Raw genomic sequence first — 21,166 nt, forward strand, 5'->3', positions numbered from 1 at the left:
CGTGTTGAGGATTCCGGTCTCTCGCACGCGGGGGCGGAGTCGGTTCTCCCGACGCGACGCGACGTTACACCGGCAGCGACGGGTCGTCGAAGTCCGTCCCGAGGATGACCATCGTCTGCGACCGGGCGAATCCCTCCATCTCGGCGACTTCGTCGAACATGAGGTCGCGGAGCGCGTCCGTGTCCTCGGCGTACACGCGCAGCATCACGTCCCACTCGCCCGTCGTGAGGTGGACCTCCGTGACGCCGTCTATCTCCCGCAGGCGTTCGAGGGCGTTCTCCTCGCGGCCCTGCTCGACGCGCAGTCCGACGAGCGCCGACGTGCCGTAGCCGACCTTCCGCGGGTCCACCTTCGCGTGGTAGCCCTCGATGACCCCCGCGTCCTCCAACCGGCCGACCCGGTCGTGGACCGTCGCGCTCGACATGTCGATGCGCCGCGCTATCTCGCTGAATGGCGTCCGGGCGTCCGCCTGCAGGATTCGGAGGATGGCGCGGTCCGTTTCGTCGAGTTCCATGCAGAAGGGTGGGAAACGGGCCTCTTTTCGCTTGCGGATGGGTCGTCAGTCCGCTCAGCCGTCGCGTCCGTCGATTTCGAGCGCCGCCCTCGGGATCGTGCCGGTCCCGTCGCCCGCGCCGGCGGCGTTTCCGACACGTTTTATCCGTCCCGCCACTGGGGGGAAGACGTGTCGGACGAACTTCCCGACGACGTGCGCGAGAACCTCTCGGACCTCCTGGACCGCGGGTCGGACGCGGCCCGCCGGCGCGACGAACGGGCCATCGAGGGCGTCGTCGATTCCGTCGAGACGCTCGCCCACCACGACATCGCAGACGAGGAACTCCGAGCGGTGCTACTGCACGGCTGTCGGCGGGTCGCGGCGACGCGGGAGTCGGAACCGCTGGTCGCGGCGGCGTACTTCGAGGCGATGCGGCGGGTCGTCGACGGCGGGTAGACTACGGGCCGAAGCGGAAACGAACACAAAAACGGGGACTCAAAGACGGAATCGCGTGGCTCTGCGGTGAAAACATCGGAAACTGAGGCGCGATTAAGGCCCGGGCGGGATGCGTTTTCCTCGACCCACACGTCTCTTTCGGGGCACCCTTCTTAGGGGGTCTTCCGACTTCCCGAACTCCGCTTTCGCGTGGTCCGGTACTTGGACTTCGCCCCGTCCGTTCGGGACGGCGACGGGTCGTCGCGGTCTTCCTTCGACGCGTTGACCTCACGTTCCTGTGACGGACAGCTCGGTGTTTGCGTCGACGCCGTTCCTCCCCTCCTTCCGAAGGTTCGGTTCGGTCGCCCGGTACGCCCTCGCGCACCAGCAAATACAGTAGATGTCCCCGGAGGAGATAAATCTATCTGAAATTTTCATGATACTCTCGCGGCGACCGGGACCCGAATAGGTCGCGTCCGTGCGATTCCTCATATAGGATGCCGCCGTAGGGCGGCCCAATGGCCGAACACTCGCCCAAGCAGCGCTTCGTCCTCGACACCTCCCTGTTCCTCTCCGAGGAGATACGGACCGAGGGCGAGACGCTGGAGGCCGCCCTGTACCGACTGCTCGACGCCATCGCGCGGGCGAAACTCCGACTGGACGTCTCCTGTTACATGGCGCCGTCGGTGCACGCCGAACTCGTCGGCATCCTCCACGACCGGGGTATCGACGGGGAGATAGAGACGCAGTTGAACACGTGGGTCATCAAGAAACACCCCGCGCGCTACGAGGTGATGGTCCCCGCGGCCGTCGTCCACGAGTTCGTTCACGAGATGTCCGACCGGGTGGACCGCGGCCTGCGCGTCTCCGAGGAGGCGGTCAGGCGCGCGGGCGAGGAGGGTGAGGACCCCGAACGGGTCGTCTCGGACCTGCGAACCGAGTACCGGACGGAACTCCGACGGGGCGTTCTCGACTCCGGGGAGGACTTCGACCTCCTCATCCTCGCGCGGGAACTCGACGCCGGCGTCGTCACCGAGGACACCGGCATCGTCGACTGGGCGGAGGACTTCGGCCTCCGGTACCTCCGCGGGCGGGACTTCCTCCCCCTCCTCGACGCGTACCTCTCGGGGACGGGGCGCGACGAGCCGCCGAATTAACTCAATTCCGAGTCGGAGTACACTTTAGTATTCACGGCTCATCGTGTGGAATATGCGCCCCGCAGACGCCGCAAAACAGCTTCAGTACGCGGTCGCCTCGCAAACCGACGACTACCAGATCAAACACTGGGAAGCGCACGCTTACAACGACGTGTTCGCCGACGTGGTCGAACAGGGCGAACTCGACGACGTGATGACCGTCGTCGAGACGCTCGGCGGCGAGTTCACCGAGGAGTCCCGCCCGTCCGTCGACCGCGCGCGCGTCGTCGCCGACGACGTACTCACCGAGAACGGCCGAATGCTCACCGACGGCGGCCCGGACGCCGACGACTGAAGCGGGTCTTTCTTCTCGCGGGCCGCGACGCCGACAGCGACTGCCCCGCGTTCTTCGTTTTTCTCGTCGGCCGGAGCCAATGCTCCGGGGTTCGGGGCCGGAGTGAGCGCGGAACCTGCGAGGGGAGGGATTGGTACCTCACTCGCAAATCGGAGATTTGCTCCCCGATTCAAATCCATACGTAGCTATCGCTCTGCTCACTGACGTTCGCAGAAGCGATGCGAGGGGAGGGGAGGAATTTGAACTTCCGAGACTCGCTGACGCTCGTCTCGACGTTCAACTTCTCCGTCCGACTTTCACCTCTCGCTGTCGCTCGGGGATGAAAGGTGCGAGGGGAGGGATTTGAACCCACGGACTCCTACGAGAGCGGATCTTGAGTCCGCCGCCTTTTCCAGACTCGGCCACCCTCGCGCGTTACCTCTTCGGACACCGCGCCGCTAAAACGTTCCGAACTGCGCCGCGGCCGCCCGAATCCGCCGTCCGCTACGACGAACCGAACCGCGCCTTCAGCCGCGGCGGTACTTCGAGAACGATGGCGACGCCGATGGCCGGGAGGATGACGCAGAGGAGGACGAGAACGACCCCCATTCCGAGCGGTGACAGCCCCATCCCGAGGAAGACGACGAGGAAGACGGCGGCGTAGAACGCGCCGCGTCCGGCCGCCGCGGCGACGCCCGTCGCGTAGGCGGCGAGCGCTCCCGGCAGTTCGCTGAGTCCGTTGCTCATGCGAATACAGACGGCGGCGGCGGGCATATAGCTAGGCCGGTCTCGGATTTTTCTCCCCGCGTCGGCGATGCCGTTAGGTTGCTTCGCCGTGAGATGGTTCGTATGGACGACCACACCCGCGACCCGAGCGTCGCGCCGCCGCTCGGCGACCCGTCCGGGTGGCGGACCGACCGCCGCGAGTGGGAGCACGCGACGCTCCGCCGCGCCACCGAACACGGCGTGCGCCTGTTCAACGCCGCCGACTACCACGAATCCCACGACTGCTTCGAGGACGAGTGGTACAACTACGGCCGGGGGTCGACGGAGAGCGCGTTCCTCCACGGGATGGTACAGGTCGCCGCGGGCGCGTACAAGCACTTCGACTTCGAGGACGACGGCGGTATGCGCTCGCTGTTCGCGACGGCACTGAACTACCTGAACGGAACGCCCTCGGACTTCTACGGCGTCGACGTCGACGACGTCCGCGAGACGCTCCGGGCGGCGCTCGACGACCCGACGGTGCTGCACGGCTGGCAGATAGCGCTCGACGGCGAACGGACGACGGCCTACCCCGCCGACTACGAGTACGTCGAGCGACTCGAACACTGACCGTCGGGGGACGATTCGAACCGGTTTTCTTTCTCGCCCCCGTGAACTTGGTCATGCGAATCTACGAACTCGGGGACGGTACCCCCGAAGTCGCCGTCATCGGTTCGATACACGGCGACGAGCCCTGCGGTGCGCGCGCCGTCGAGCGGTTCGTCGCCGGCGAACCGGAGGTCCAGCGCCCCGTGAAACTCATCGTCGCCAACGAGGAGGCCCTCGACGCCGGCGTTCGATACCTCGACGAGGACCTCAACCGCGCGTTCCCGGGCGACTCGAACGCCGACACCCACGAGAGTCGCCTCGCCGCCGATTTAGTCCGCGAAGTCCGCGGCTGTACGACGCTCGCCCTTCACTCCACGCAGTCGTACGCCAAGCCGTTCGCCCTCGTCGGCGACGTCGGCGCCGTCTCGCGTTCTATCTGTCCCCACCTCCCCATCGACGAACTCGTCGAGACGGGCGAGTTCGCCGGCGGCCGCCTCATCGACCACGCCCACACCGTCGAAGTCGAGTGCGGGCTACAGGGCTCCGCGGACGCCGAGGAGAACGCCTACTGGGTCATCCGGTCGTTCCTCGCCGCCACGGGCGTCGTCTCCGCGCCCATCGAGGACGAGGAGTCGCCGATCACCTTGGGCACGCGCGAGGACGACCGAGTGACGGTGTACCGGATGCTCGAACGCATCCCCAAGGAACTGGCCGAGACGTACGAGGTGTTCGTGAACAACTTCGAACTCGTCGAGGAGGGCGACCGCTTCGCCGCCGCGGACGACCGGACGTTCACCGCCGACAGACCGTTCTACCCGGTGTTGCTCTCGGCGTACGGTTACGAGGACGTGTTCGGCTACGCCGCCGACCGGGTCGGTACGCTCGACTGACCGCCCGCCGACGCGCCTCCGTTCTACTCGCCCTCGGGCGCGAACTCCACCAGCGTCAGGTCGCGGTCGAGATAGCAGAACTCGTGCGGCGGGTCTCCCCGCACCTCGTTGATGCGGTACTCGCGGTCGAACTCCGCGCCCTCGGGGACGCAGTACTCGTGGCTCGGGCACTCGGTGTGCGGGCAGGGTCCCGCGAGGCTCGATTTGCTCCCCGCGTAGGCGCCCTTGGCGGGCACGTTGGCGACGACGGGCGCGGGTTCGACCTCCACCGCTCGAACGCCGGTGTCGTGGACGGCGCAGTCGAGCAACTGCGCGTTCTCGCGGACGTCGGTCACCTCGTAGCGGACGCCCGATTCGAGGTTGAGACACTGCTTCCGGTAGGGACAGCCCTCGCATCCGGAGGAGGGACCGCGGTAGACGAACTGCGTGCCGGGTTCGGCGAGTCGGTCGCCGATGAGGGTGACGGTGGTCATGGTGCGAATCGTAATCGGTCCGGTCGGATAACGTTACTCGTCCGTCTCGTCGCCCGCCCGACCGGTGAGTTCGTCCAGTTTGTCCAGGTACGCCTCCGGCGGCACCTGGTACAGTTCTCGATACTCTACCTCGCCGTCGGCGAACCGCCGCGCGAGTTCGTTCCCGCTCTCGATGGCCGCCTCGCGCGCGTCGAACTCCTCGACGGGTCCCTCCACGTCCGGTTCGAGTCGGAGCACGGCGTGCCACGTCTCGGTCCGGATCTGTGAGGCGCCCGGTCGGTTCGCCCGGGAGCCGTTCCAGACGAACACAGTCGGCAGGTACGCCGCGTGGAAGTTGCCCTCGTTGAACACGTCCGGCCGGTAGGCGAGGATGCGCCGGCCGCCGGGTTCGTCGTTCCACACCGTCCACCCTTCGGGCGCCGCCTCCGCCTCCGCTTTCGACTCCGATACCGAATCCGTCGCCGACGCCTCCGGGTCGTCGGCCGCGTCGTCGCTCATACCCCGAGCGTATCGCCGCGAGCGGTGAATCACCTTCGGTTCGCCCGCCGCGTGCCTCCGTGAGACGGTCGCGCTCGGAGAGAAAGCGCTCACCTCGCACGAATCGTACATATGATAGCTGTTACCTTATTTCACTACGGAAGTACTGTCTATGGCCTCGTACTGTCCGGTATCGCTAGAAGGGACGTTTCCCCGTCCCGTCGTTCGATAACGGTGTCAGACATCCGAGGAAGACTTATATGCGTGTGTCTCTCACACACAGACAGCCTCGGTCGACCGGACCGAGCGACCGTCCCTCCGCGCACCGTCCGCCGAACACTCGACGACTCGTCGCTCGCCGCCGATTATGCCGCCGTTGGTCGTGACCCGCGCGCGTACCGGGCGGTTCGATACGACCGACCACGGAGCACGGACCTCGTCCGAACGGGCGCGGTCCGGCCGTCGGCCTCCCCCGAGGCACGGGAGGCGCGTGGTCGCTCATATCAACACCCGACACCAACAATGAATGGCGATATCGAAACCCTCGAAGGGCTGAGCAAGCACTACAAAGACTCCGTTCCCGCGGACCTCCGCGAGGCGAAGAGCTTCGGGTGGTACTTAGACGAGGTCTACGAAGAACCCAGAATTGCCCGCAACGCGCACCAGCGCGTCGCAGACATGTTCGACTACTACGGCACCGAGTACGACGAGGACGCCGGGATAGTCGAGTACGAGATGGCCTCGCAGGACCCCATCCACGACGGGGAGAACACCTTCTACGGCCGGGAGGTCCACGAGTCTATCCACGAGTTCGTCAACAAGGTCAAATCGGGCGCCCGCGGACTCGGCCCCGAGAAGCGCATCAAACTCCTCCTCGGACCGGTGGGCTCCGGGAAGTCCCACTTCGACTGGATGGTCCGGCGCTACTTCGAGGACTACACGATGCGCGATGAGGGCCGGATGTACACGTTCCGGTGGACCAACCTCACCGACGTCATCCGCGACCAGGACCCCGCCGACGACGTGGTCACCTCGCCGATGAACCAAGACCCCATCGTGCTCCTCCCGCAGGAGCAACGGGACATGGTCATCGAGCGACTGAACGAGGCGCTGGACGCGCCGTACACCATCCGGAACGACCAGGCGCTCGACCCCGCCTCGGAGTTCTACATGGACGAACTGCTGGCGTACTACGACGACGACCTACAGGAGGTCGTCGAGAACCACGTCGAAATCATCCGGCTGGTCGCGAGCGAGAACAAGCGTCAGTGCGTCGAGACGTTCGAGCCGAAGGACAAGAAGAACCAGGACGAAACGGAACTGACGGGCGACGTCAACTACTCGAAACTGGCCGTCTACGGCGAGTCCGACCCCCGAGCGTTCGACTACTCGGGGGCGTTCTGCAACGCCAACCGCGGGCTGTTCTCCGGGGAGGAACTGCTGAAACTCCAGCGGGAGTTCCTGTACGACTTCCTGCACGCGAGCCAAGAGCAGACGATCAAACCGAAGAACAACCCGCGCATCGACATCGACCAGGTCATCGTCGGCCGGACGAACATGCCGGAGTACCGCGAGAAGAAGGGCGACGAGAAGATGGAGGCGTTCAACGACCGGACCAAACGCATCGACTTCCCGTACGTCCTGGAGTACTCCGAGGAGTCCGACATCTACCGGAAGATGCTCCGGAACGCCGACGTGCCCGACATGCACATCGAACCGCACACCTTGGAGATGGCCGGGTTGTTCGGCGTGCTCACCCGCATCGTCGAACCCGACGGCGGGAACATCACCTTAGTCCAGAAGGCGAAGGCGTACAACGGCGAGATAGACGACGGCGACGACGTCGACGTGAAGAAACTCCGCGAGGAGGCCGAGTCGAAGACGGACATCGGCGAGGGGATGGAGGGCGTCTCCGCTCGCTTCATCGGCGACGAGATAGCCGAGGCCATCATGGACTCGACGCACCGCGGCCGCGGCTACCTCTCGCCGCTGTCGGTGTTCACCCACTTCGGGGAGAACTTGGAGAACCACGGCTCCATCCCCGAGGACAACCTCGAACGCTACCACCGCTATCTGGAGATGGTCCGCGAGGAGTACAAAGAGCGCGCCATCGAGGACGTCCGCCACGCCCTCGCCTACGACTTAGACGAGATTCAGCGGCAGGGCGAGAAGTACATGGACCACGTGATGGCGTACATCGACGACGCCACCGTGCAGGACGAACTTACCGGCCGCGAGCAGGAACCCGACGAGAAGTTCCTGCGCTCCGTCGAGGAGAAACTCGACATCCCCGAGGACCGCAAGGACGACTTCCGACAGGAAGTGTCCAACTGGGTCTCCCGCCGCGCCCGCGAGGGGCAGGCGTTCGACCCGCAGGACAACGACAGACTCCGCCGCGCCCTCGAACGCAAACTCTGGGAGGACAAGAAGCACAACATCAACTTCTCCGCGCTCGTCAGCGCCAACGAACTGGACGACGACGAGCGGAACGCGTGGGTCGACGCCCTCGTCGAACAGGGCTACTCGCGCGACGGGGCGAGAGAGGTGTTAGAGTTCGCCGGCGCGGAGGTGGCAAAGACCGAGTTGGAAGGATAGCATGACGCCAACGAGAGACTACATCCGTCGGGCGGACGAGCGCCTCCGGGGCACCTACGAGGAGCCGATGAGCCTCGCGGAGTACGTCGACGCCGCGTTCGAGTCTCCGGCCATCGCCTCGCACGCCTCGAAGTACCTCCTCTCGGCCATCGAGGCCGCCGGCACCCGTACCGTGATAGAGGAGGGCGAGGAGAAGGAGCGCTACCGCTTCTTCGACGACCCGGCCAACGACGGCGAGCACGCCGTCCTCGGCAACACCGAGGTGCTGAACCGCTTCGTCGACGACCTGCGGACCATCGCCGCCGAACGCGGCAAGAGCGAGAAGATAATCTGGTTCGACGGGCCGACGGCGACGGGCAAATCCGAGTTGAAACGCTGTCTCATCAACGGCCTGCGGGAGTACTCGAAGACCGAGGCGGGGCGGCGCTACACCGTCGAGTGGAACGTCAGCACCGCCGCCGACAGCAGGGGGCTCTCCTACGGCGGCGAGATGGACGGCCCCGAGGAGGAGGACGACTGGTACGAGAGTCCGGTGCAGTCGCACCCGCTGTCGGTGTTCCCGGCGGAGGTGCGACGGGACCTCTTGGACGACCTGAACGACGCCGCGACCGACCACATCCCGGCCTCGTTGGACGAGGAACTCGACCCGTTCTGCCGGGAGGCGTACGACTACTTGGAGGAGAAGTACCGCCGCGACGGCAAGCGAGAGCTGTTCAGCGCCGTCAGCGACCCGAAGCACCTCCGCGTGAAGAACTACGTCGTCGACGTGGGGCGCGGCATCGGCGTCCTCCACTCCGAGGACGAGGGGACGCCCAAGGAGCGACTCGTCGGGTCGTGGATGCCGAGCATGCTCCGCGAACTGGACTCGCGGGGGCGGAAGAACCCGCAGGCGTTCAGCTACGACGGCGTCCTCTCGCAGGGTAACGGCCTGCTCACCATCGTCGAGGACGCGACGCAGCACGCGGACCTGCTGCAGAAGCTCCTGAACGTGCCGGACGAGAGCCACGTGAAACTGGACAAGGGCATCGGGATGGACATCGACACGCAACTGCTCATCATCTCGAACCCCGACTTGGACGTGGAACTCGACAAGTACTCCGACCGCAACGGGCGCGACCCGCTGAAGGCGCTGAAGCGCCGCCTCGACAAACACGAGTTCCGGTACCTGACGAACGTCTCCTTGGAGACCGAACTCATCCGCCGCGAACTGACCAACGAGACGGACGTGTGGGACGTCGAGGACCGAAGCGACCTCGAAACGCGCATCCGCGAGGGGCTGTTCGTGGACGTGCGCAGCGGTCCCGGCGAGATAACGCGCCGCGAACTCGCGCCGCACGCCGTCGAGGCGGCGGCGCTGTACTCGGTCGTCTCCCGACTCGACGGCGATGACGTGCCGGACGGCTACAGCCTCGTCGACAAGGCGATACTGTTCGACCGGGGTCACCTGCAGGACGGCGACACCCGCGAGGACATCGACGAGTTCGACTTCGACGCCGAGGACGAGGGCACCCACGGGATTCCCGTGACGTTCACCCGCGACGTCATCGCGGACCTCCTGCACGAGGACCGCGACAGACACCACCCCGAGTTGGACGTCGGGACGGTCATCATGCCCGACGACCTGCTGGAGGCGATGGCCGAGGGTCTCCACGAGGCGCCGGTGTTCTCGCGGGCCGAGCGAACCGAGTACGAGGGCCGCGTCGCCGTCGTGAAAGACCGTGTGTTCGACCAGCAGGAGGAGGACGTGCTCGCGGCCATCCTCGCCGACAAGCACGTCGAACAGGAGACCGTCGAGGAGTACGTCGAGCACGTGTACGCGTGGGATGCGGACGACCAGATAGAGACCGACCGCGGTCCGGTCGAACCCGACGCGCTGTTGATGAAGCTGTTCGAGGTCGAACACCTCGGGCGGTTCGCCGAGAGCGACTACGCCGGCAACGACCCCTCCGAGACGGTCGAGCGCTTCCGCCGCGAGAAGGTCATCACCGCGCTGAACCGATTCGCGTGGGAGAACAGAGACGAGGGGTTCACCGTCGCCGACGTGGACCTCTCGGAGATACCCGTCATCCGGACGGTGCTGGAAACCCACGAGTGGGACGACGTCCGCCGCCTGTTCGAGGATTTCGACCCCGCCCAGTGGGACGACCCGCCGACCAACACGGAGACAGCACGCGTGAAAGAACGAACGATAGCGGAGATGGTAGAGAACGGCTACACGCCCGCGTCCGCGGAACTCACCTCGCGGGCGGTCATGAACGAGGTGCGCCACCGATGGGACTGAGAGAGGACATCGAGCGGTTCCGCGAGGTCGGCGAGGACCGCCGCGAGGACTTAGAGGAGTTCATCAGCTACGGCGACCTCGGCGGGTCCGGCCCCAACAGCATCAAGATACCCATCAAGGTCGTCGACCTCCCGAAGTTCGAGTACGACCGCCTCGACCAGGGCGGCGTCGGACAGGGCAAGGGCGGCACGCCCGACGTGGGCCAACCCGTCGGCCAACCGCAACCCGGCGACGGCGACGAGGAGGGCGACCCCGGCGAGGAGGGCGGCGAGCACGAGTACTACCAGATGGACCCCGAGGAGTTCGCCCAGGAACTCGACGAGGAACTCGGTCTCGACCTCGAACCGAAGGGAAAGCAGGTCGTAGAGGAGAAGGAGGGCGACTTCACGGACATCACTCGAACGGGGCCGCACAGCACCCTCGATTTCGAACACCTGTTCAAAGAGGGGTTGAAGCGGAAACTCGCGATGGACTTCGACGACGACTTCGTCCGCGAGGCGATGAAAGTCGACGGCGAGGACGCCCAGTCCGTCTACCAGTGGTGCCGCGAGCGGAACATTCTCGTGTCGCTGCCGTGGATCGAAGACGAGTGGACGAGAATTCCTGACGACGAACGGGGGACGTGGGCCTCCTTCGAGGAGATGGAGGAGAACGTCGAGCGGTCGACGACGCTCCAGCGTATCCGCCGAGATGGCCTGCGCAACATCCCGTTCCGTCGCGACGACGAGCGCTACCGCCACCCCGAGATAATCGAGGAGAAAGAGAAGAACGTCGTCGTGGTGAACATCCGCGACGTCTCGGGGTCGATGCGCGAGAAGAAGCGCGAACTGGTCGAGCGGACGTTCACGCCGCTGGATTGGTACCTCACGGGCAAGTACGACAACGCCGAGTTCGTCTACATCGCCCACGACGCCGAGGCCTGGCAGGTCGACCGCGAGGAGTTCTTCGGCATCCGGTCGGGCGGCGGCACCCGCATCTCGTCGGCGTACGCCCTCGCCAAGGAGATTCTCGACGAGCAGTACCCGTGGGCGGAGTGGAACCGCTACGTGTTCGCCGCGGGCGACTCGGAGAACTCCTCGAACGACACGACGGAGAACGTCGTCCCCCTGATGAGAGAGATAGACGCGAACCTCCACGCCTACGTGGAGACCCAACCGGGGGGCACCGCCATCAACGCCACGCACGCCGAAGAGGTGGAGAAGGCCTTGGAGGACCAGGAGAACGTCGTCGTCGCGCACGTCTCCTCGCCAGAGGACGTGATAGACGCCATCTACTCCATCCTCAGTACCGAGGCGGAGAAACCGCGAGCACAACCATGAGACGATTCAGACACATCGCACAGAAGGCGGCCGAGCAACTGGAGGAACCCGTCCGCGAGGCGGGTAACCTCGCCCGCAAACTCGGCCTCGACCCGTACCCGGTGAACTACTGGGTGGTCGACTACGAGGACATGAACCAACTCATCGCCTACGGCGGGTTCCAGCGTCGGTACCCGCACTGGCGGTGGGGGATGTCGTACGACCGCCAGCAGAAGCAGGACCAGTTCGGCATGGGCAAGGCGTTCGAAATCGTCAACAACGACAACCCCTCGCACGCGTTCCTCCAAGAGTCGAACTCCCTGGCCGACCAGAAGGCGGTCATCACGCACGTCGAGGCGCACGCCGACTTCTTCGCCAACAACGAGTGGTTCGGGATGTTCTCCGGCGAGTCGGATTTGGACGCGGCGGCGATGCTCGAACGGCACGCCGAGACCATCCAGGGCTACATGGACGACCCGGAGATAGACAGAGAGGACGTCGAGCGGTTCATCGACGCCGTCCTCTGTCTCGAGGACAACATCGACCAACACCGCACCATCACGGACGCGGCCGGCGGGCGCGAACGGGTCCAACCCGAGGACCTGCGCACGCGGTTGGACGACATGGACATCTCCGAGGACGTGCGCCGACAGGTGTTCAAAGAGGAGTGGTTGGACGAACTCGCGGAGGCGGAGGCCGAAGCGGCCAGACTCGACGCGCCGCGACGGGACGTCTTGGCGTACCTGCGCGAGCACGGCACCTACTACGACGAGGAGGAGGGCAAGGCCGTCGAGATGGAGGAGTGGCAGAAGGACGTCCTCGACGTGCTCCGAACCGAGTCGTACTACTTCGCCGCCCAGAAGATGACGAAGGTGATGAACGAGGGTTGGGCCGCCTACTGGGAGTCGCTCATGATGGGCGAGGAGCGCTTCGCCGGCACCGACGAGTTCCTCACCTACGCCGACCACCAGGCGCGCGTTCTCGGCTCTCCCGGCCTCAACCCGTACAAACTCGGCAAAGAGCTGTGGGAGTACATCGAGAACACGACGAACCGGCGGGAGGTGGCCGACAAACTCCTGCGCGTGAAGGGCGTCTCCTGGCGCAACTTCCACGACGCCATCGACTTCGAGGAGGTACAGGAACTGCTCGCTCCGGACCCGGCCATCGACGGCGTCCGCTCGGACACCTTGGACCTCCTCGCCGAACTGGACGAGGACGACCCGCGCGTCGACTGGGAGACGCTGGACCGGGCGCTGTCGGGCGAGGACGTCGACGTCGACGCCTACCCGTGGAAGGTACTCACCTACGAGGGCCTCGCGGAGCGACACTTCTCGCTCGTGAAGCCGCAGAACCGCGGGTTCCTCCGGCGGGTGCGCCGGTCGGAACTCGAACGCCTCTCGCGGTACATGTTCGACGACGAGGTGTACGACACCGTCGCGGAGGCCGTCGCCGACGTGGACTACTCGGTCGGGTGGGACCGCATGCGCGAGATACGCGAGAGCCACAACGACGTGACGTTCCTCGACGCGTTCCTCACCCAGGAGTTCGTCACTGACAACCACTACTTCACCTACGAGTTCACGCAGTCGACCGGCGAGTACCGCGTTGCCTCCGTGGATTACGAGGACGTGAAGAAGAAACTGCTCTTGCAGTTCACGAACTTCGGTAAGCCGACCATCGTCGTCTTCGACGGCAACTTCGAGAACCGCGGCGAACTGCTGTTGGCCCACCAGTACAACGGCATCATGCTCGACGTGAATCAGGCGCGGGGCGTTCTCGAACGTATCTACGACCTCTGGGGACGCCCGGTGAACATCGCGACCATCGTCAAGGAGTACGACGACCACGACGTGGAGGTGGCTCGCCGCCGCAACCGCGAACCGACGCCCGTCGAAGTCGGGAAACGAATCCGCTACGACGGCGAGGAGTTCGAGACGTTCGACCTGGAGAGCGACATCGAAGAGCGCATCCAAGCCACCGACGTCGACTACGACACGAAGCCCGAGGAGTGGCTCTCATAACACCCTCTTATTCCAAAAAGTATCGTATACAAGAAATTATAAAATACAGATAGGTTGATGTTCCTCCGGCCGAAAGAGGGGGTGTATGCACACGGGAGGGGCCGGGACGGTGGGAACAACCCGGCGCGGAGACGAAGACAGCCTCGACCAGTCGGATATCCACGACGTACTGCGCAACGACAGGCGACGTCACGTTATCGAGCGACTGCAGTCGAGCGACGGGGCGGAGAGCGTCGCGGACCTCGCCGAGTTCATCGGCGCCGTCGAGGCGGGGGAGTCGCCCCCGCCGCGCAACGTCAGACAGAGCGTCTACGTGTCGCTCCATCAGACGCACCTGCCGAAACTGGACGAGTTGGGTATCGTGACGTACGACAGCGACGCGAAAACCGTCGCGCTGGCAGACGCGGCCGACGAGGTGACGGTGTACATGGAAGTCGTCCCGAAGTACGGTATCTCCTGGGCGGAGTACTACCTCGGCCTCGGCCTCCTCGGACTGCTCTCGATACTCGGGTCCGGCATCGGCGTGCCGACGCTCACGTCGGCCGGGCCGGCGCTCCTGGGCGGCGCGTTCTTCCTCATGTTGGTCGTCTCCGCGGCGTACCAACTGGTGGACCAGCGGAGTTCGGTGTTCCACCGACTCGGGACGGACGACGACCCCGAGTTCGAGATGCCGGCGGCGGCCGACGAGGACTAAACGGGCTAAACTGAAACGGACGAAGGCGGGGCCGTCGGCGAGCGTTTCAAGCGACCGCCGACCTACTCGAAGGCATGACCGAGACGGCCCTCGTCTGGTTTCGGCGCGACCTCCGGGTTCGCGACAACGCGACGCTGGCGGCCGCGGCCGACGCTGACCGCCTGATTCCGGTGTACTGTTTCGACCCCCGCGAGTACGGTCTCCGGGCGTACGGCGGCGAGCGCTCCTTTCGGTTCCGCAAGACGGGGAGCCACCGCGCCCGTTTCCGTCGGGAGTCCGTCGCGGACCTGCGCGCGTCGCTCTCGGCGCGCGAGTCCGGCCTCGTCGTGCGATGCGGTCGCCCGGAGACGGTGCTTCCGGACCTCGCCGCGGCGGTCGACGCCGACCGCGTGTTCGCGCAGACGCTCCCCGCGCCGGAGGAGGTAGCCGTCGGGAATCGCGCGACCGCGGCCCTGCGCGATCGGGGTCTCGCGGTCCACCGCTTCTGGACGCACACGCTCTATCACGTCGCCGACCTCCCGACGCCGTTCACCGCCGTCGACGACACGTACACGCCGTTCCGGAAGACCGTCGAGGCGGAGGCGTCCGTCCGCGAGCCGGTCGCCGTCCCGGACCTGCCGCCGCTTCCGGCGTCGGTCGAGAGCGGTCGCGTCCCCGCCGGGGAGGTTCCGTCGCCCGCCGACGTGGACGGGGAACTCGCGGACCCGACGCCCGACGACCGGACGGTTCATCCGTTCCCCGGCGGGGAAGAGGCCGGCCGCGACCGACTGGAGCGCTACCTCTGGCGGGGGGACCACCTCCGCGAGTACAAGGAGACGCGCAACGGGATGGTCGGCGCCGACTACTCCTCGAAGCTCTCGCCGTGGTTGAACGAGGGCTGTCTCTCCCCGCGCACGGTCGAACGCGAGGTCCGCCGCTACGAGGACGAACGCGTCGCCAACGAGTCGACGTACTGGCTTCTCTTCGAACTCCTGTGGCGCGACTTCTTCCAGTTTCAGGTTAGAAAGCACGGCGGGCAGTTCTTCCGGCGCGAGGGGATTCGCGCGCGGACCGATTTGGAGTGGCGCGGCGACGGCGAGCGGTTGCGACGCTGGAAGGCGGGGGAGATGGGCGTCCCCTTCGTCGACGCCAGCGTGCGCGAACTGGTGGAGACGGGGTACGTGTCGAATCGGGGGCGGCAGAACGTCGCGTCCTTTCTCGCGAACGACCTCGGCGTGGACTGGCGGCGCGGGGCGGCGTTCTTCGAGACGCACCTCGTCGACTACGACCCCTGTTCGAACTACGGCAACTGGGCGTACGTCGCGGGCGTCGGGAACGACTCGCGCGACCGGTCGTTCGACGTGCTCGGACAGGCGCGGACGTACGACCCCGACGCCGAGTATGCGAAGACGTGGCTGCCGGAACTCGACTCGCTCCCGCCCGAACGCGCGCACGAACCGTGGACGATGAGCGAGGCCGAACAGGAGTCGTACGGCGTCCGACTCGGCGTCAACTACCCCGAACCGGTCGTTCGACCGGACGGGTAGCGCGCCGTCAACGGCTCCACGCGCCCGCGTCGTCTCCTCGGCGGGCGAGAGCGCCCACGAGGACGGTGATGAGGACGAACGCGACGAGCGCGAGTCGCGGGATGGTCAGCAGACCGCCCAGCATCGGGTACTGGATGGACGAACAGCCGCCGCCGAGCGTGCACCCCGTCGACACCGGGAACAGTTGGATGTAGACGTGGTACGAGGAGACGAGGATGCCGAGCGTCGACAGCGGAAGCGCCGTCCGATAGACGTCGGTTCGCTCCTCGGCGGCGGCGACGCCGAGGACGACGACGAGCGGATACATCAGGATGCGCTGGTACCAGCAGAGTTCGCACGGGACGAGGCCGAGGCCGAGACTGAAAAACAGGCTTCCCGCGGTGGCGACGGCGGCGACGAGCGTCGAGAGGGCGAGGACGCCGCGTGTCGGAGGCGCCATACTCGGACCCCGAGAGCGGGCGGCTTCAACGTATCGGAGTCGGTCAGTCGCCGTCCCGTCGCTGGAGGTCGGTCAGGAGGGCGAGGCTCCGCGGCGTCTCGTGCGCCTCGGCGCGTCGCTCCGCGTAGACGTGTAGCGCGGCGGAGGCAGCGAATCCGAGTCCGATGAGGAGCCCGTATCCGAGGTCCGGCAGCAGCGAGAAGGGGAAGAGCCGGGTCCACGCGAGGGCCACGAGGAGTATCGACAGCGTCGACAGACCCAGATAGTACGCCGGCCACGGTGTCGAACGGGGTGCTTCGTCGGCGTCGGCGAGGAAGGAGTCGAGTTGGGTCGACAGCGGCGTCAGCGAGATGGTGCCGCGGTCGCGGTCGTACACCACGACGCCCACGTCGTCGAGTTTCGGCAGGTGCGTCTGGTGCAGCGACGTGTAGACGCGCTTTCGCTGTTTGTACGTCACCTCCTCCGCGCCGATACCGTTCTCTAACGCCGCCACCTCCTCGGAGAGGTCGCGGACCGACACCTCCTCCTCGGTTCGGCGGAGATGGTTGAGCACCAACCGGCGTCGGCGGTTACTCAACATCGAGTAGATGTCGTCTTTCGTCAACCGCTCGGCTTCGTCGTCTGCGAACACGCGTTGTACGCTCACCTCCTCTCCCCTCCCCACCGACTACGTCCATCTATTCCGTGCGATGGTATAAACGGTCCCCCCCGAACGGCTGTGTCTCGCGAGGAGATCCGTGTATGACTCACACTACAGACTTTCTCTATATGAGTAAAATTCTATCGGCAGAGAAATAATATCTGAAAACCACGTTCGGCGGTTCGACTCCGGCCGCGTCGGTCGACGAGGGCGAGCGCCGACTGCTATCGAATCTCGCGAGCCGAACGGCGGTACGTCTCGTCGAGAGCGGGCCCGCCGAGGCTGTCGTAGAGTTCGATCAGGTCCGCGACGTCGCTCAGGCAGTAGTCCTCGAGGAGTCGCGTGAGCGCTCGGTGAACGCTGGTCGCCTCGATACCGACGCTGACGTTCTCGACGTACCGTGCTCCGAGCACCTGCCCAACGTGTTTGCCCTGCACGGCGGGACCGTCTATCTCCGAGAGGTAGACGTCCGGGAAGTCGTAGTCGTCGTACCAGACGCTGTCGTTGTCGATACCCGCGAGGTCGTACGCTTTCCAGTCGGGCAGGATGTACTGGTCTTCCCACAGTTCGTCGGCGTACGCGTCGGCCGCGGCGAGTGCGACGTCGACGTGGTTCTCGAGGAGTTCTTCGAGTCGTCGCCGGAACTCGCGGTCGGTGGACGCGTCGAGTTCGTCGGCCCAGTTGAGGAGGTGCTCGCAGTCGAACCACGTGCCGTTGTACGTGAGAACCCGGTCGACGGTCCGTTCGTCACACCACTCGAACAACCGCTCGAAGAGGTCGACGGCGTACGCGTCGTCCCAGTCACCGCGGCGGAACAGCACCTCCGTCTCCGGCGTCTCGTCGAGTTCGTCGGCGTACGCGAGACTGACGGCGACCCACTCGTAGTACTCCGTCTCGTTCGAGTTCTCCGGCGGTTCCTCGAAGGGACTCGCGGTTTCGATGTCGAGGACGAGCGTCCCCATTTCAGGAGCCGACCCCGACACTCGCTCGCCCGGGCGACCCGGCGAGCGCGTTTTCGGACTCCCGAGTCCGGTCGACGGCTTGCGTTCCGGTATCTACGGGTTCGTGGCAGAACACGCCGACGAACGCCGCTCGCTCGGCTAAGCCGTTTCGATTCTTCGTCCCGCGGATGCACGTTCGGCGGAGTTGCCTCCCGCTCACAGGTCGGAGCCTCGCTCGCCGGGTCGAAACTCACACTACGTGCTCTTTTCGTTAACTTCGCGGAGAAATGCTCGGTCAGGGATTTGAACCCTGGTCCTCGGCTCGAAAGGCCAAGATGATTGGCCGGACTACACCAACCGAGCCTGCACTCTATCGTGGTAGGCTAATTTGTTTAAAGATTCCGTTACGGAGTAGCCGCGGGAGGGAGTCTCTTACTTGCCCTCGAACTCGGGGTCGCGGTCGCCCATGAACGCCGTCATTCCCTCCATCAGGTCGTCGGTCGCGAAGAGGAGGCCGAACGACTGCGATTCGACTTCGAGGCCGGCGTCGGTGTCCTCCCAACCGCTGTGCATCGCGCGCTTGGTGTACTTCTGCGCGATGGGCGGTCCCTGCGCGAAGCGCTTGGCGTACTCGAACGCGTTCTCGTCGAACTCGTCGTTCTCGTACACCTCGTTCACGAAGCCGTAGTCGGCCATCGTCTCCGCGTCGTAGCGGTCGGCGGTGAAGATGATCTCCTTCGCGCGACCGGTGCCGACGATGCGCTGGAGGCGGACGCTGCCGCCCCACCCGGGCAGGAGACCGAGGTCGTGTTCGGGTTGACCGAACTCCGAGCGCTTCGAGGCGACGCGGAGGTCCGCGCACATGCTCAGTTCCATCCCGCCGCCGAGGCAGTAGCCGTCGATGGCGGCGACGACGGGCTTGTCGCAGTCTTCGAGTTTGCCGAAGGTGCGCTGACCCCGCCGGGAGAGTTCGGCCCCGACGTTTGGGTCGCCGGCGCTTCCGGCGGCGCTCTGGATGTCGGCGCCGGCGGAGAACGCGCGGTCGCCCGCCCCCGTGAGGAGGATGGTGCGGACGTCCTCGTCCGCGGCGAGAGCGTCGACGGCCGCCGAGAGGTCGGCGATGAGGTCGTCGCTGATGGTGTTCAGTCGGTGGGGGCGGTCCAGTTCGAGGTGACCAACGCCCTCGCGCACCTCGACGGAAACGTTCTCGAAGTCGTAGGGGTCGGCGTCGCCGTCGTCGGCGCTCCCGTGGAAGTTCTCGCCCGATTCGGCCAGTTCGCGCAGGTAGTCGACCGCCTCGTAGCGCTCTTCGCCCGTCTCCTCGTGCAGGTCGTCAAGCGTCTCGACCAGCGTCGCCAGACCCGCGTCGTCGGCTATCTTCGCCGGGCCGTCGGGGAAACCGCCGCCGAGTTTCAGCGCGCGGTCGATATCGGAGACGGTGGCCACTTCGTTCCCGAGGAGGCCGGCCACCTCGTTCGCCATCACGGCCGTCAGGCGGCGGGCGACGTCGTCGCGGACCTCGTCGGTGGGGACCTGCGCGCCTTCTCCGTCCTCGTAGTCGTAGAACCCCTTCCCGGTCTTCTTCCCGAGGTTCTCCGCCTCAACTTTCTCTTCGAGGAGCGGGCAGGGTTCGTAGGCGTCGCCGAGCACCTCGTGCATGTATTCGAGAACATGGTAGCCGACGTCGATACCGACCTGGTCGGCGAGTTCGAAGCTCCCCATCGGCAGGCCGATTCCGTACTTCGTCGTGGAGTCGACCTCCGAGACGGTGGCGTCGCCAGACTCCACTATCCACGCCGCCTCGTTCATCAGGGGCACTAGGATGCGGTTGGCGACGAAGCCGGGACTGTCCTTCATGACGCGCACGGGCGTTTTGTCCATCGACTCGGCGAGGTCGGTTATCAGGTCCATCGTCTCCGCGGAGGTGTCCGCCCCGGAGATGACCTCGACGAGTTGCATCCGAACGGGCGGGTTGAAAAAGTGCATCCCGCAGAACCGCTCGGGGCGCTCCGTCACCTCGGCGAGTTCGGTGACCGAGAGGCTGGAGGTGTTCGTGGCGAACACCGTCTCCTCGGGAGCGGCCGCCTCCAACTCAGTGTAGACGTCCTTCTTGATGTCCATCCGCTCGGGGACGGCCTCTATCACCACGTCGGCGTCCGCGACGGACTCCGCGAGGTCGACGTACGTCTCCACCCGTCCGAGGGCATCCTCGGCGTCGGCCTCGGTTATCTGCTCTTTCTCGGCGAGTTTGTCGAGCGACCACTCTATCTGGTCGTAGCCGTTCTCCACGAACTCCTCGTTGATGTCGCGCAGGTGCACTTCGTAGCCGGCCAGCGCCGCCACCTCGGCGATACCGTGGCCCATGTTACCGGCACCGAGAACCGTGATAGTGTTGATATCGTCTAACTCCATACCCCGAATCTCGGTTGCGAGGCGTTTCAACGTTTCCCTCGTAATCAGTTAAAACTCTTAGATAGTTTATTAACGGTTCTTCGTGATGCACCTGCGGGTTGGCGGCCGAGAAACTATTGGCGCCCGCGTCCCGCTTGCCGGACGAACACACCGTGACCGACGACGCAGACTCCGTCCTTCGAGAAGACCCCGTGATGCGGCGAGTGATGGACCGGCGCGACCCCTACACCGAACGCGAGTGGACGCCCTTCGAGCGCATCGTCGTCGCCATCGCCTACCAGAGCGTCTCGACGGCCAGCGCGGCGGCCGTCACGGAACGCGTCTTCGAGACGCTCGACGGGGAAGTGACGCCCGAACGCGTGCTCGAAACGGACGAGTCGGCGCTCCGGGAGGCGGGTCTCTCCGGGCGAAAGGTGGAGTACGTCCGGAACGCGGCGCGGGCCTTCCGGGAGTCGGACTTCTCGCGGGAGACGTTAGCCGACTACTCGGACGAGGAGGTGGTCGAGACGCTCACCGAGATATCCGGCATCGGCGAGTGGACCGCCGAGATGTTCCTCCTATTCGTTCTGGGGCGAGACGACGTGCTCCCCCTCGGGGATTTGGCCGTCCGACGCGGCATCGAGGACCTGTACGGCGAGGGGAAGAGAGACGGCGAGGACGGCGAACTGACGCGGGCGGAGATGCGGGATATCGCCGAGCGGTGGCGGCCGTACCGGTCGCTGGCGACGCGGTACGTCTGGGCCGACTACATGGCCGACGAGGGGTAG

General features: G+C 65.6%; 20 protein-coding genes and 2 tRNA genes. 12 read left to right on the forward strand and 10 right to left on the reverse strand.

All coding sequences use genetic code 11. The features are described from left to right. Positions 1-64: 64 nt before the first annotated feature. Positions 65-514: an Lrp/AsnC family transcriptional regulator gene (locus NDI76_RS10325; RefSeq protein WP_310923997.1), complete on the reverse strand. Its 450-nt coding sequence runs from the start codon at positions 512-514 to the stop codon at positions 65-67. Between the two features lie 168 nt (positions 515-682). On the opposite strand from NDI76_RS10325, the gene NDI76_RS10330 reads away from it, so the two are divergent. The 3 genes from NDI76_RS10330 to NDI76_RS10340 all read left to right on the forward strand — a co-directional run bounded on the left by NDI76_RS10330 (position 683) and on the right by NDI76_RS10340 (position 2,419). Then, positions 683-949 (forward strand): DUF8101 family protein, encoded by a 267-nt coding sequence (locus NDI76_RS10330; protein ID WP_310923998.1) that lies wholly within the window; start codon positions 683-685, stop codon positions 947-949. Positions 950-1,446: 497 nt separating this feature from the next. Next, complete coding sequence (locus tag NDI76_RS10335) at positions 1,447-2,085, forward strand: RNA ligase partner protein (protein WP_310923999.1); 639 nt, start codon at positions 1,447-1,449, stop codon at positions 2,083-2,085. 52 nt (positions 2,086-2,137) lie between these two features. Next, complete coding sequence (locus NDI76_RS10340) at positions 2,138-2,419, forward strand: hypothetical protein (RefSeq protein ID WP_310924000.1); 282 nt, start codon at positions 2,138-2,140, stop codon at positions 2,417-2,419. A gap of 327 nt (positions 2,420-2,746) precedes the next feature. Here the strand turns inward: NDI76_RS10340 and NDI76_RS10345 are convergent. Together NDI76_RS10345 and NDI76_RS10350 are read right to left on the reverse strand one after the other, a co-directional pair. Continuing rightward, positions 2,747-2,830 (reverse strand) — tRNA-Leu (locus NDI76_RS10345). Positions 2,831-2,902: 72 nt separating this feature from the next. Then, on the reverse strand, positions 2,903-3,145 hold the full coding sequence (locus NDI76_RS10350; protein WP_310924001.1) for a hypothetical protein: 243 nt from the start codon (positions 3,143-3,145) through the stop codon (positions 2,903-2,905). Positions 3,146-3,247: 102 nt separating this feature from the next. Between NDI76_RS10350 and NDI76_RS10355 the strand changes: the two genes are divergently transcribed. Both NDI76_RS10355 and NDI76_RS10360 read left to right on the forward strand, forming a co-directional pair. Beyond that, complete coding sequence (locus NDI76_RS10355) at positions 3,248-3,733, forward strand: DUF309 domain-containing protein (RefSeq protein WP_310924002.1); 486 nt, start codon at positions 3,248-3,250, stop codon at positions 3,731-3,733. Between the two features lie 53 nt (positions 3,734-3,786). Beyond that, complete coding sequence (locus NDI76_RS10360) at positions 3,787-4,602, forward strand: M14 family metallopeptidase (protein WP_310924003.1); 816 nt, start codon at positions 3,787-3,789, stop codon at positions 4,600-4,602. 23 nt (positions 4,603-4,625) lie between these two features. Here the strand turns inward: NDI76_RS10360 and NDI76_RS10365 are convergent, their stop codons facing one another. Both NDI76_RS10365 and NDI76_RS10370 read right to left on the reverse strand, forming a co-directional pair. Next, the gene (locus NDI76_RS10365; RefSeq protein ID WP_310924004.1) at positions 4,626-5,075 is read right to left on the reverse strand and encodes a UPF0179 family protein; all 450 of its coding nucleotides are present in this window, start codon (positions 5,073-5,075) and stop codon (positions 4,626-4,628) included. A gap of 33 nt (positions 5,076-5,108) precedes the next feature. Continuing rightward, the gene (locus NDI76_RS10370; protein WP_310924005.1) at positions 5,109-5,573 is read right to left on the reverse strand and encodes a DUF5820 family protein; all 465 of its coding nucleotides are present in this window, start codon (positions 5,571-5,573) and stop codon (positions 5,109-5,111) included. Positions 5,574-6,074: 501 nt separating this feature from the next. Here NDI76_RS10370 and NDI76_RS10375 point away from each other — a divergent pair. From NDI76_RS10375 to NDI76_RS10400, 6 genes are all read left to right on the forward strand, one after another. Next, positions 6,075-8,147, forward strand: a complete 2,073-nt coding sequence (locus tag NDI76_RS10375) for a PrkA family serine protein kinase (protein WP_310924006.1) — start codon at positions 6,075-6,077, stop codon at positions 8,145-8,147. Position 8,148: 1 nt separating this feature from the next. Beyond that, positions 8,149-10,428 carry a PrkA family serine protein kinase gene (locus NDI76_RS10380; RefSeq protein WP_310924007.1) on the forward strand — a complete coding sequence of 760 codons (2,280 nt, stop codon included), beginning with the start codon at positions 8,149-8,151 and terminating at the stop codon, positions 10,426-10,428. Then, a complete protein-coding gene (locus NDI76_RS10385; protein ID WP_310924008.1) occupies positions 10,419-11,747 on the forward strand; it encodes a YeaH/YhbH family protein in 1,329 nt (442 codons plus the stop codon). Before NDI76_RS10380 ends, NDI76_RS10385 begins: the two co-directional genes overlap by 10 nt. Further along, complete coding sequence (locus NDI76_RS10390) at positions 11,744-13,747, forward strand: SpoVR family protein (RefSeq protein WP_310924009.1); 2,004 nt, start codon at positions 11,744-11,746, stop codon at positions 13,745-13,747. Before NDI76_RS10385 ends, NDI76_RS10390 begins: the two co-directional genes overlap by 4 nt. A gap of 85 nt (positions 13,748-13,832) precedes the next feature. Continuing rightward, positions 13,833-14,441: a DUF7344 domain-containing protein gene (locus tag NDI76_RS10395; RefSeq protein WP_310924010.1), complete on the forward strand. Its 609-nt coding sequence runs from the start codon at positions 13,833-13,835 to the stop codon at positions 14,439-14,441. 74 nt (positions 14,442-14,515) lie between these two features. Next, positions 14,516-15,967, forward strand: a complete 1,452-nt coding sequence (locus NDI76_RS10400) for a DASH family cryptochrome (RefSeq protein ID WP_310924011.1) — start codon at positions 14,516-14,518, stop codon at positions 15,965-15,967. 7 nt (positions 15,968-15,974) lie between these two features. Here NDI76_RS10400 and NDI76_RS10405 read toward each other — a convergent pair whose 3' ends face one another. The 5 genes from NDI76_RS10405 to NDI76_RS10425 form a co-directional block, all read right to left on the reverse strand. Then, entirely contained in the window at positions 15,975-16,406 is a 432-nt protein-coding gene (locus NDI76_RS10405; protein WP_310924012.1) for a disulfide bond formation protein B, read from the reverse strand. Between the two features lie 43 nt (positions 16,407-16,449). Next, complete coding sequence (locus tag NDI76_RS10410; protein WP_310924013.1) at positions 16,450-17,052, reverse strand: DUF7344 domain-containing protein; 603 nt, start codon at positions 17,050-17,052, stop codon at positions 16,450-16,452. A gap of 218 nt (positions 17,053-17,270) precedes the next feature. Beyond that, positions 17,271-18,008: a hypothetical protein gene (locus NDI76_RS10415; RefSeq protein ID WP_310924014.1), complete on the reverse strand. Its 738-nt coding sequence runs from the start codon at positions 18,006-18,008 to the stop codon at positions 17,271-17,273. Between the two features lie 267 nt (positions 18,009-18,275). Then, positions 18,276-18,350 (reverse strand) — tRNA-Glu (locus tag NDI76_RS10420). Positions 18,351-18,419: 69 nt separating this feature from the next. Beyond that, complete coding sequence (locus tag NDI76_RS10425) at positions 18,420-20,399, reverse strand: 3-hydroxyacyl-CoA dehydrogenase/enoyl-CoA hydratase family protein (protein WP_310924015.1); 1,980 nt, start codon at positions 20,397-20,399, stop codon at positions 18,420-18,422. 152 nt (positions 20,400-20,551) lie between these two features. On the opposite strand from NDI76_RS10425, the gene NDI76_RS10430 reads away from it, so the two are divergent. After that, positions 20,552-21,166 (forward strand): DNA-3-methyladenine glycosylase family protein, encoded by a 615-nt coding sequence (locus NDI76_RS10430; RefSeq protein WP_310924016.1) that lies wholly within the window; start codon positions 20,552-20,554, stop codon positions 21,164-21,166.

The sequence above is a fragment of the Halogeometricum sp. S1BR25-6 genome (genome assembly GCF_031624495.1).
GTDB classification, from domain to species: Archaea; Halobacteriota; Halobacteria; order Halobacteriales; family Haloferacaceae; genus Halogeometricum; species Halogeometricum salsisoli.

Coding starts and splice junctions, on each gene's coding strand:
- NDI76_RS10425 (WP_310924015.1), bottom strand. CDS start 20,399: ATGGAGTTAGACGATATCAACACTATCACGGTTCTCGGTGCCGGTAAC.
- NDI76_RS10325 (WP_310923997.1), bottom strand. CDS start 514: ATGGAACTCGACGAAACGGACCGCGCCATCCTCCGAATCCTGCAGGCG.
- NDI76_RS10380 (WP_310924007.1), top strand. CDS start 8,149: ATGACGCCAACGAGAGACTACATCCGTCGGGCGGACGAGCGCCTCCGG.
- NDI76_RS10390 (WP_310924009.1), top strand. CDS start 11,744: ATGAGACGATTCAGACACATCGCACAGAAGGCGGCCGAGCAACTGGAG.
- NDI76_RS10340 (WP_310924000.1), top strand. CDS start 2,138: ATGCGCCCCGCAGACGCCGCAAAACAGCTTCAGTACGCGGTCGCCTCG.
- NDI76_RS10365 (WP_310924004.1), bottom strand. CDS start 5,075: ATGACCACCGTCACCCTCATCGGCGACCGACTCGCCGAACCCGGCACG.
- NDI76_RS10355 (WP_310924002.1), top strand. CDS start 3,248: ATGGACGACCACACCCGCGACCCGAGCGTCGCGCCGCCGCTCGGCGAC.
- NDI76_RS10360 (WP_310924003.1), top strand. CDS start 3,787: ATGCGAATCTACGAACTCGGGGACGGTACCCCCGAAGTCGCCGTCATC.
- NDI76_RS10335 (WP_310923999.1), top strand. CDS start 1,447: ATGGCCGAACACTCGCCCAAGCAGCGCTTCGTCCTCGACACCTCCCTG.
- NDI76_RS10405 (WP_310924012.1), bottom strand. CDS start 16,406: ATGGCGCCTCCGACACGCGGCGTCCTCGCCCTCTCGACGCTCGTCGCC.
- NDI76_RS10415 (WP_310924014.1), bottom strand. CDS start 18,008: ATGGGGACGCTCGTCCTCGACATCGAAACCGCGAGTCCCTTCGAGGAA.
- NDI76_RS10350 (WP_310924001.1), bottom strand. CDS start 3,145: ATGAGCAACGGACTCAGCGAACTGCCGGGAGCGCTCGCCGCCTACGCG.
- NDI76_RS10395 (WP_310924010.1), top strand. CDS start 13,833: ATGCACACGGGAGGGGCCGGGACGGTGGGAACAACCCGGCGCGGAGAC.
- NDI76_RS10385 (WP_310924008.1), top strand. CDS start 10,419: ATGGGACTGAGAGAGGACATCGAGCGGTTCCGCGAGGTCGGCGAGGAC.
- NDI76_RS10375 (WP_310924006.1), top strand. CDS start 6,075: ATGAATGGCGATATCGAAACCCTCGAAGGGCTGAGCAAGCACTACAAA.
- NDI76_RS10370 (WP_310924005.1), bottom strand. CDS start 5,573: ATGAGCGACGACGCGGCCGACGACCCGGAGGCGTCGGCGACGGATTCG.
- NDI76_RS10400 (WP_310924011.1), top strand. CDS start 14,516: ATGACCGAGACGGCCCTCGTCTGGTTTCGGCGCGACCTCCGGGTTCGC.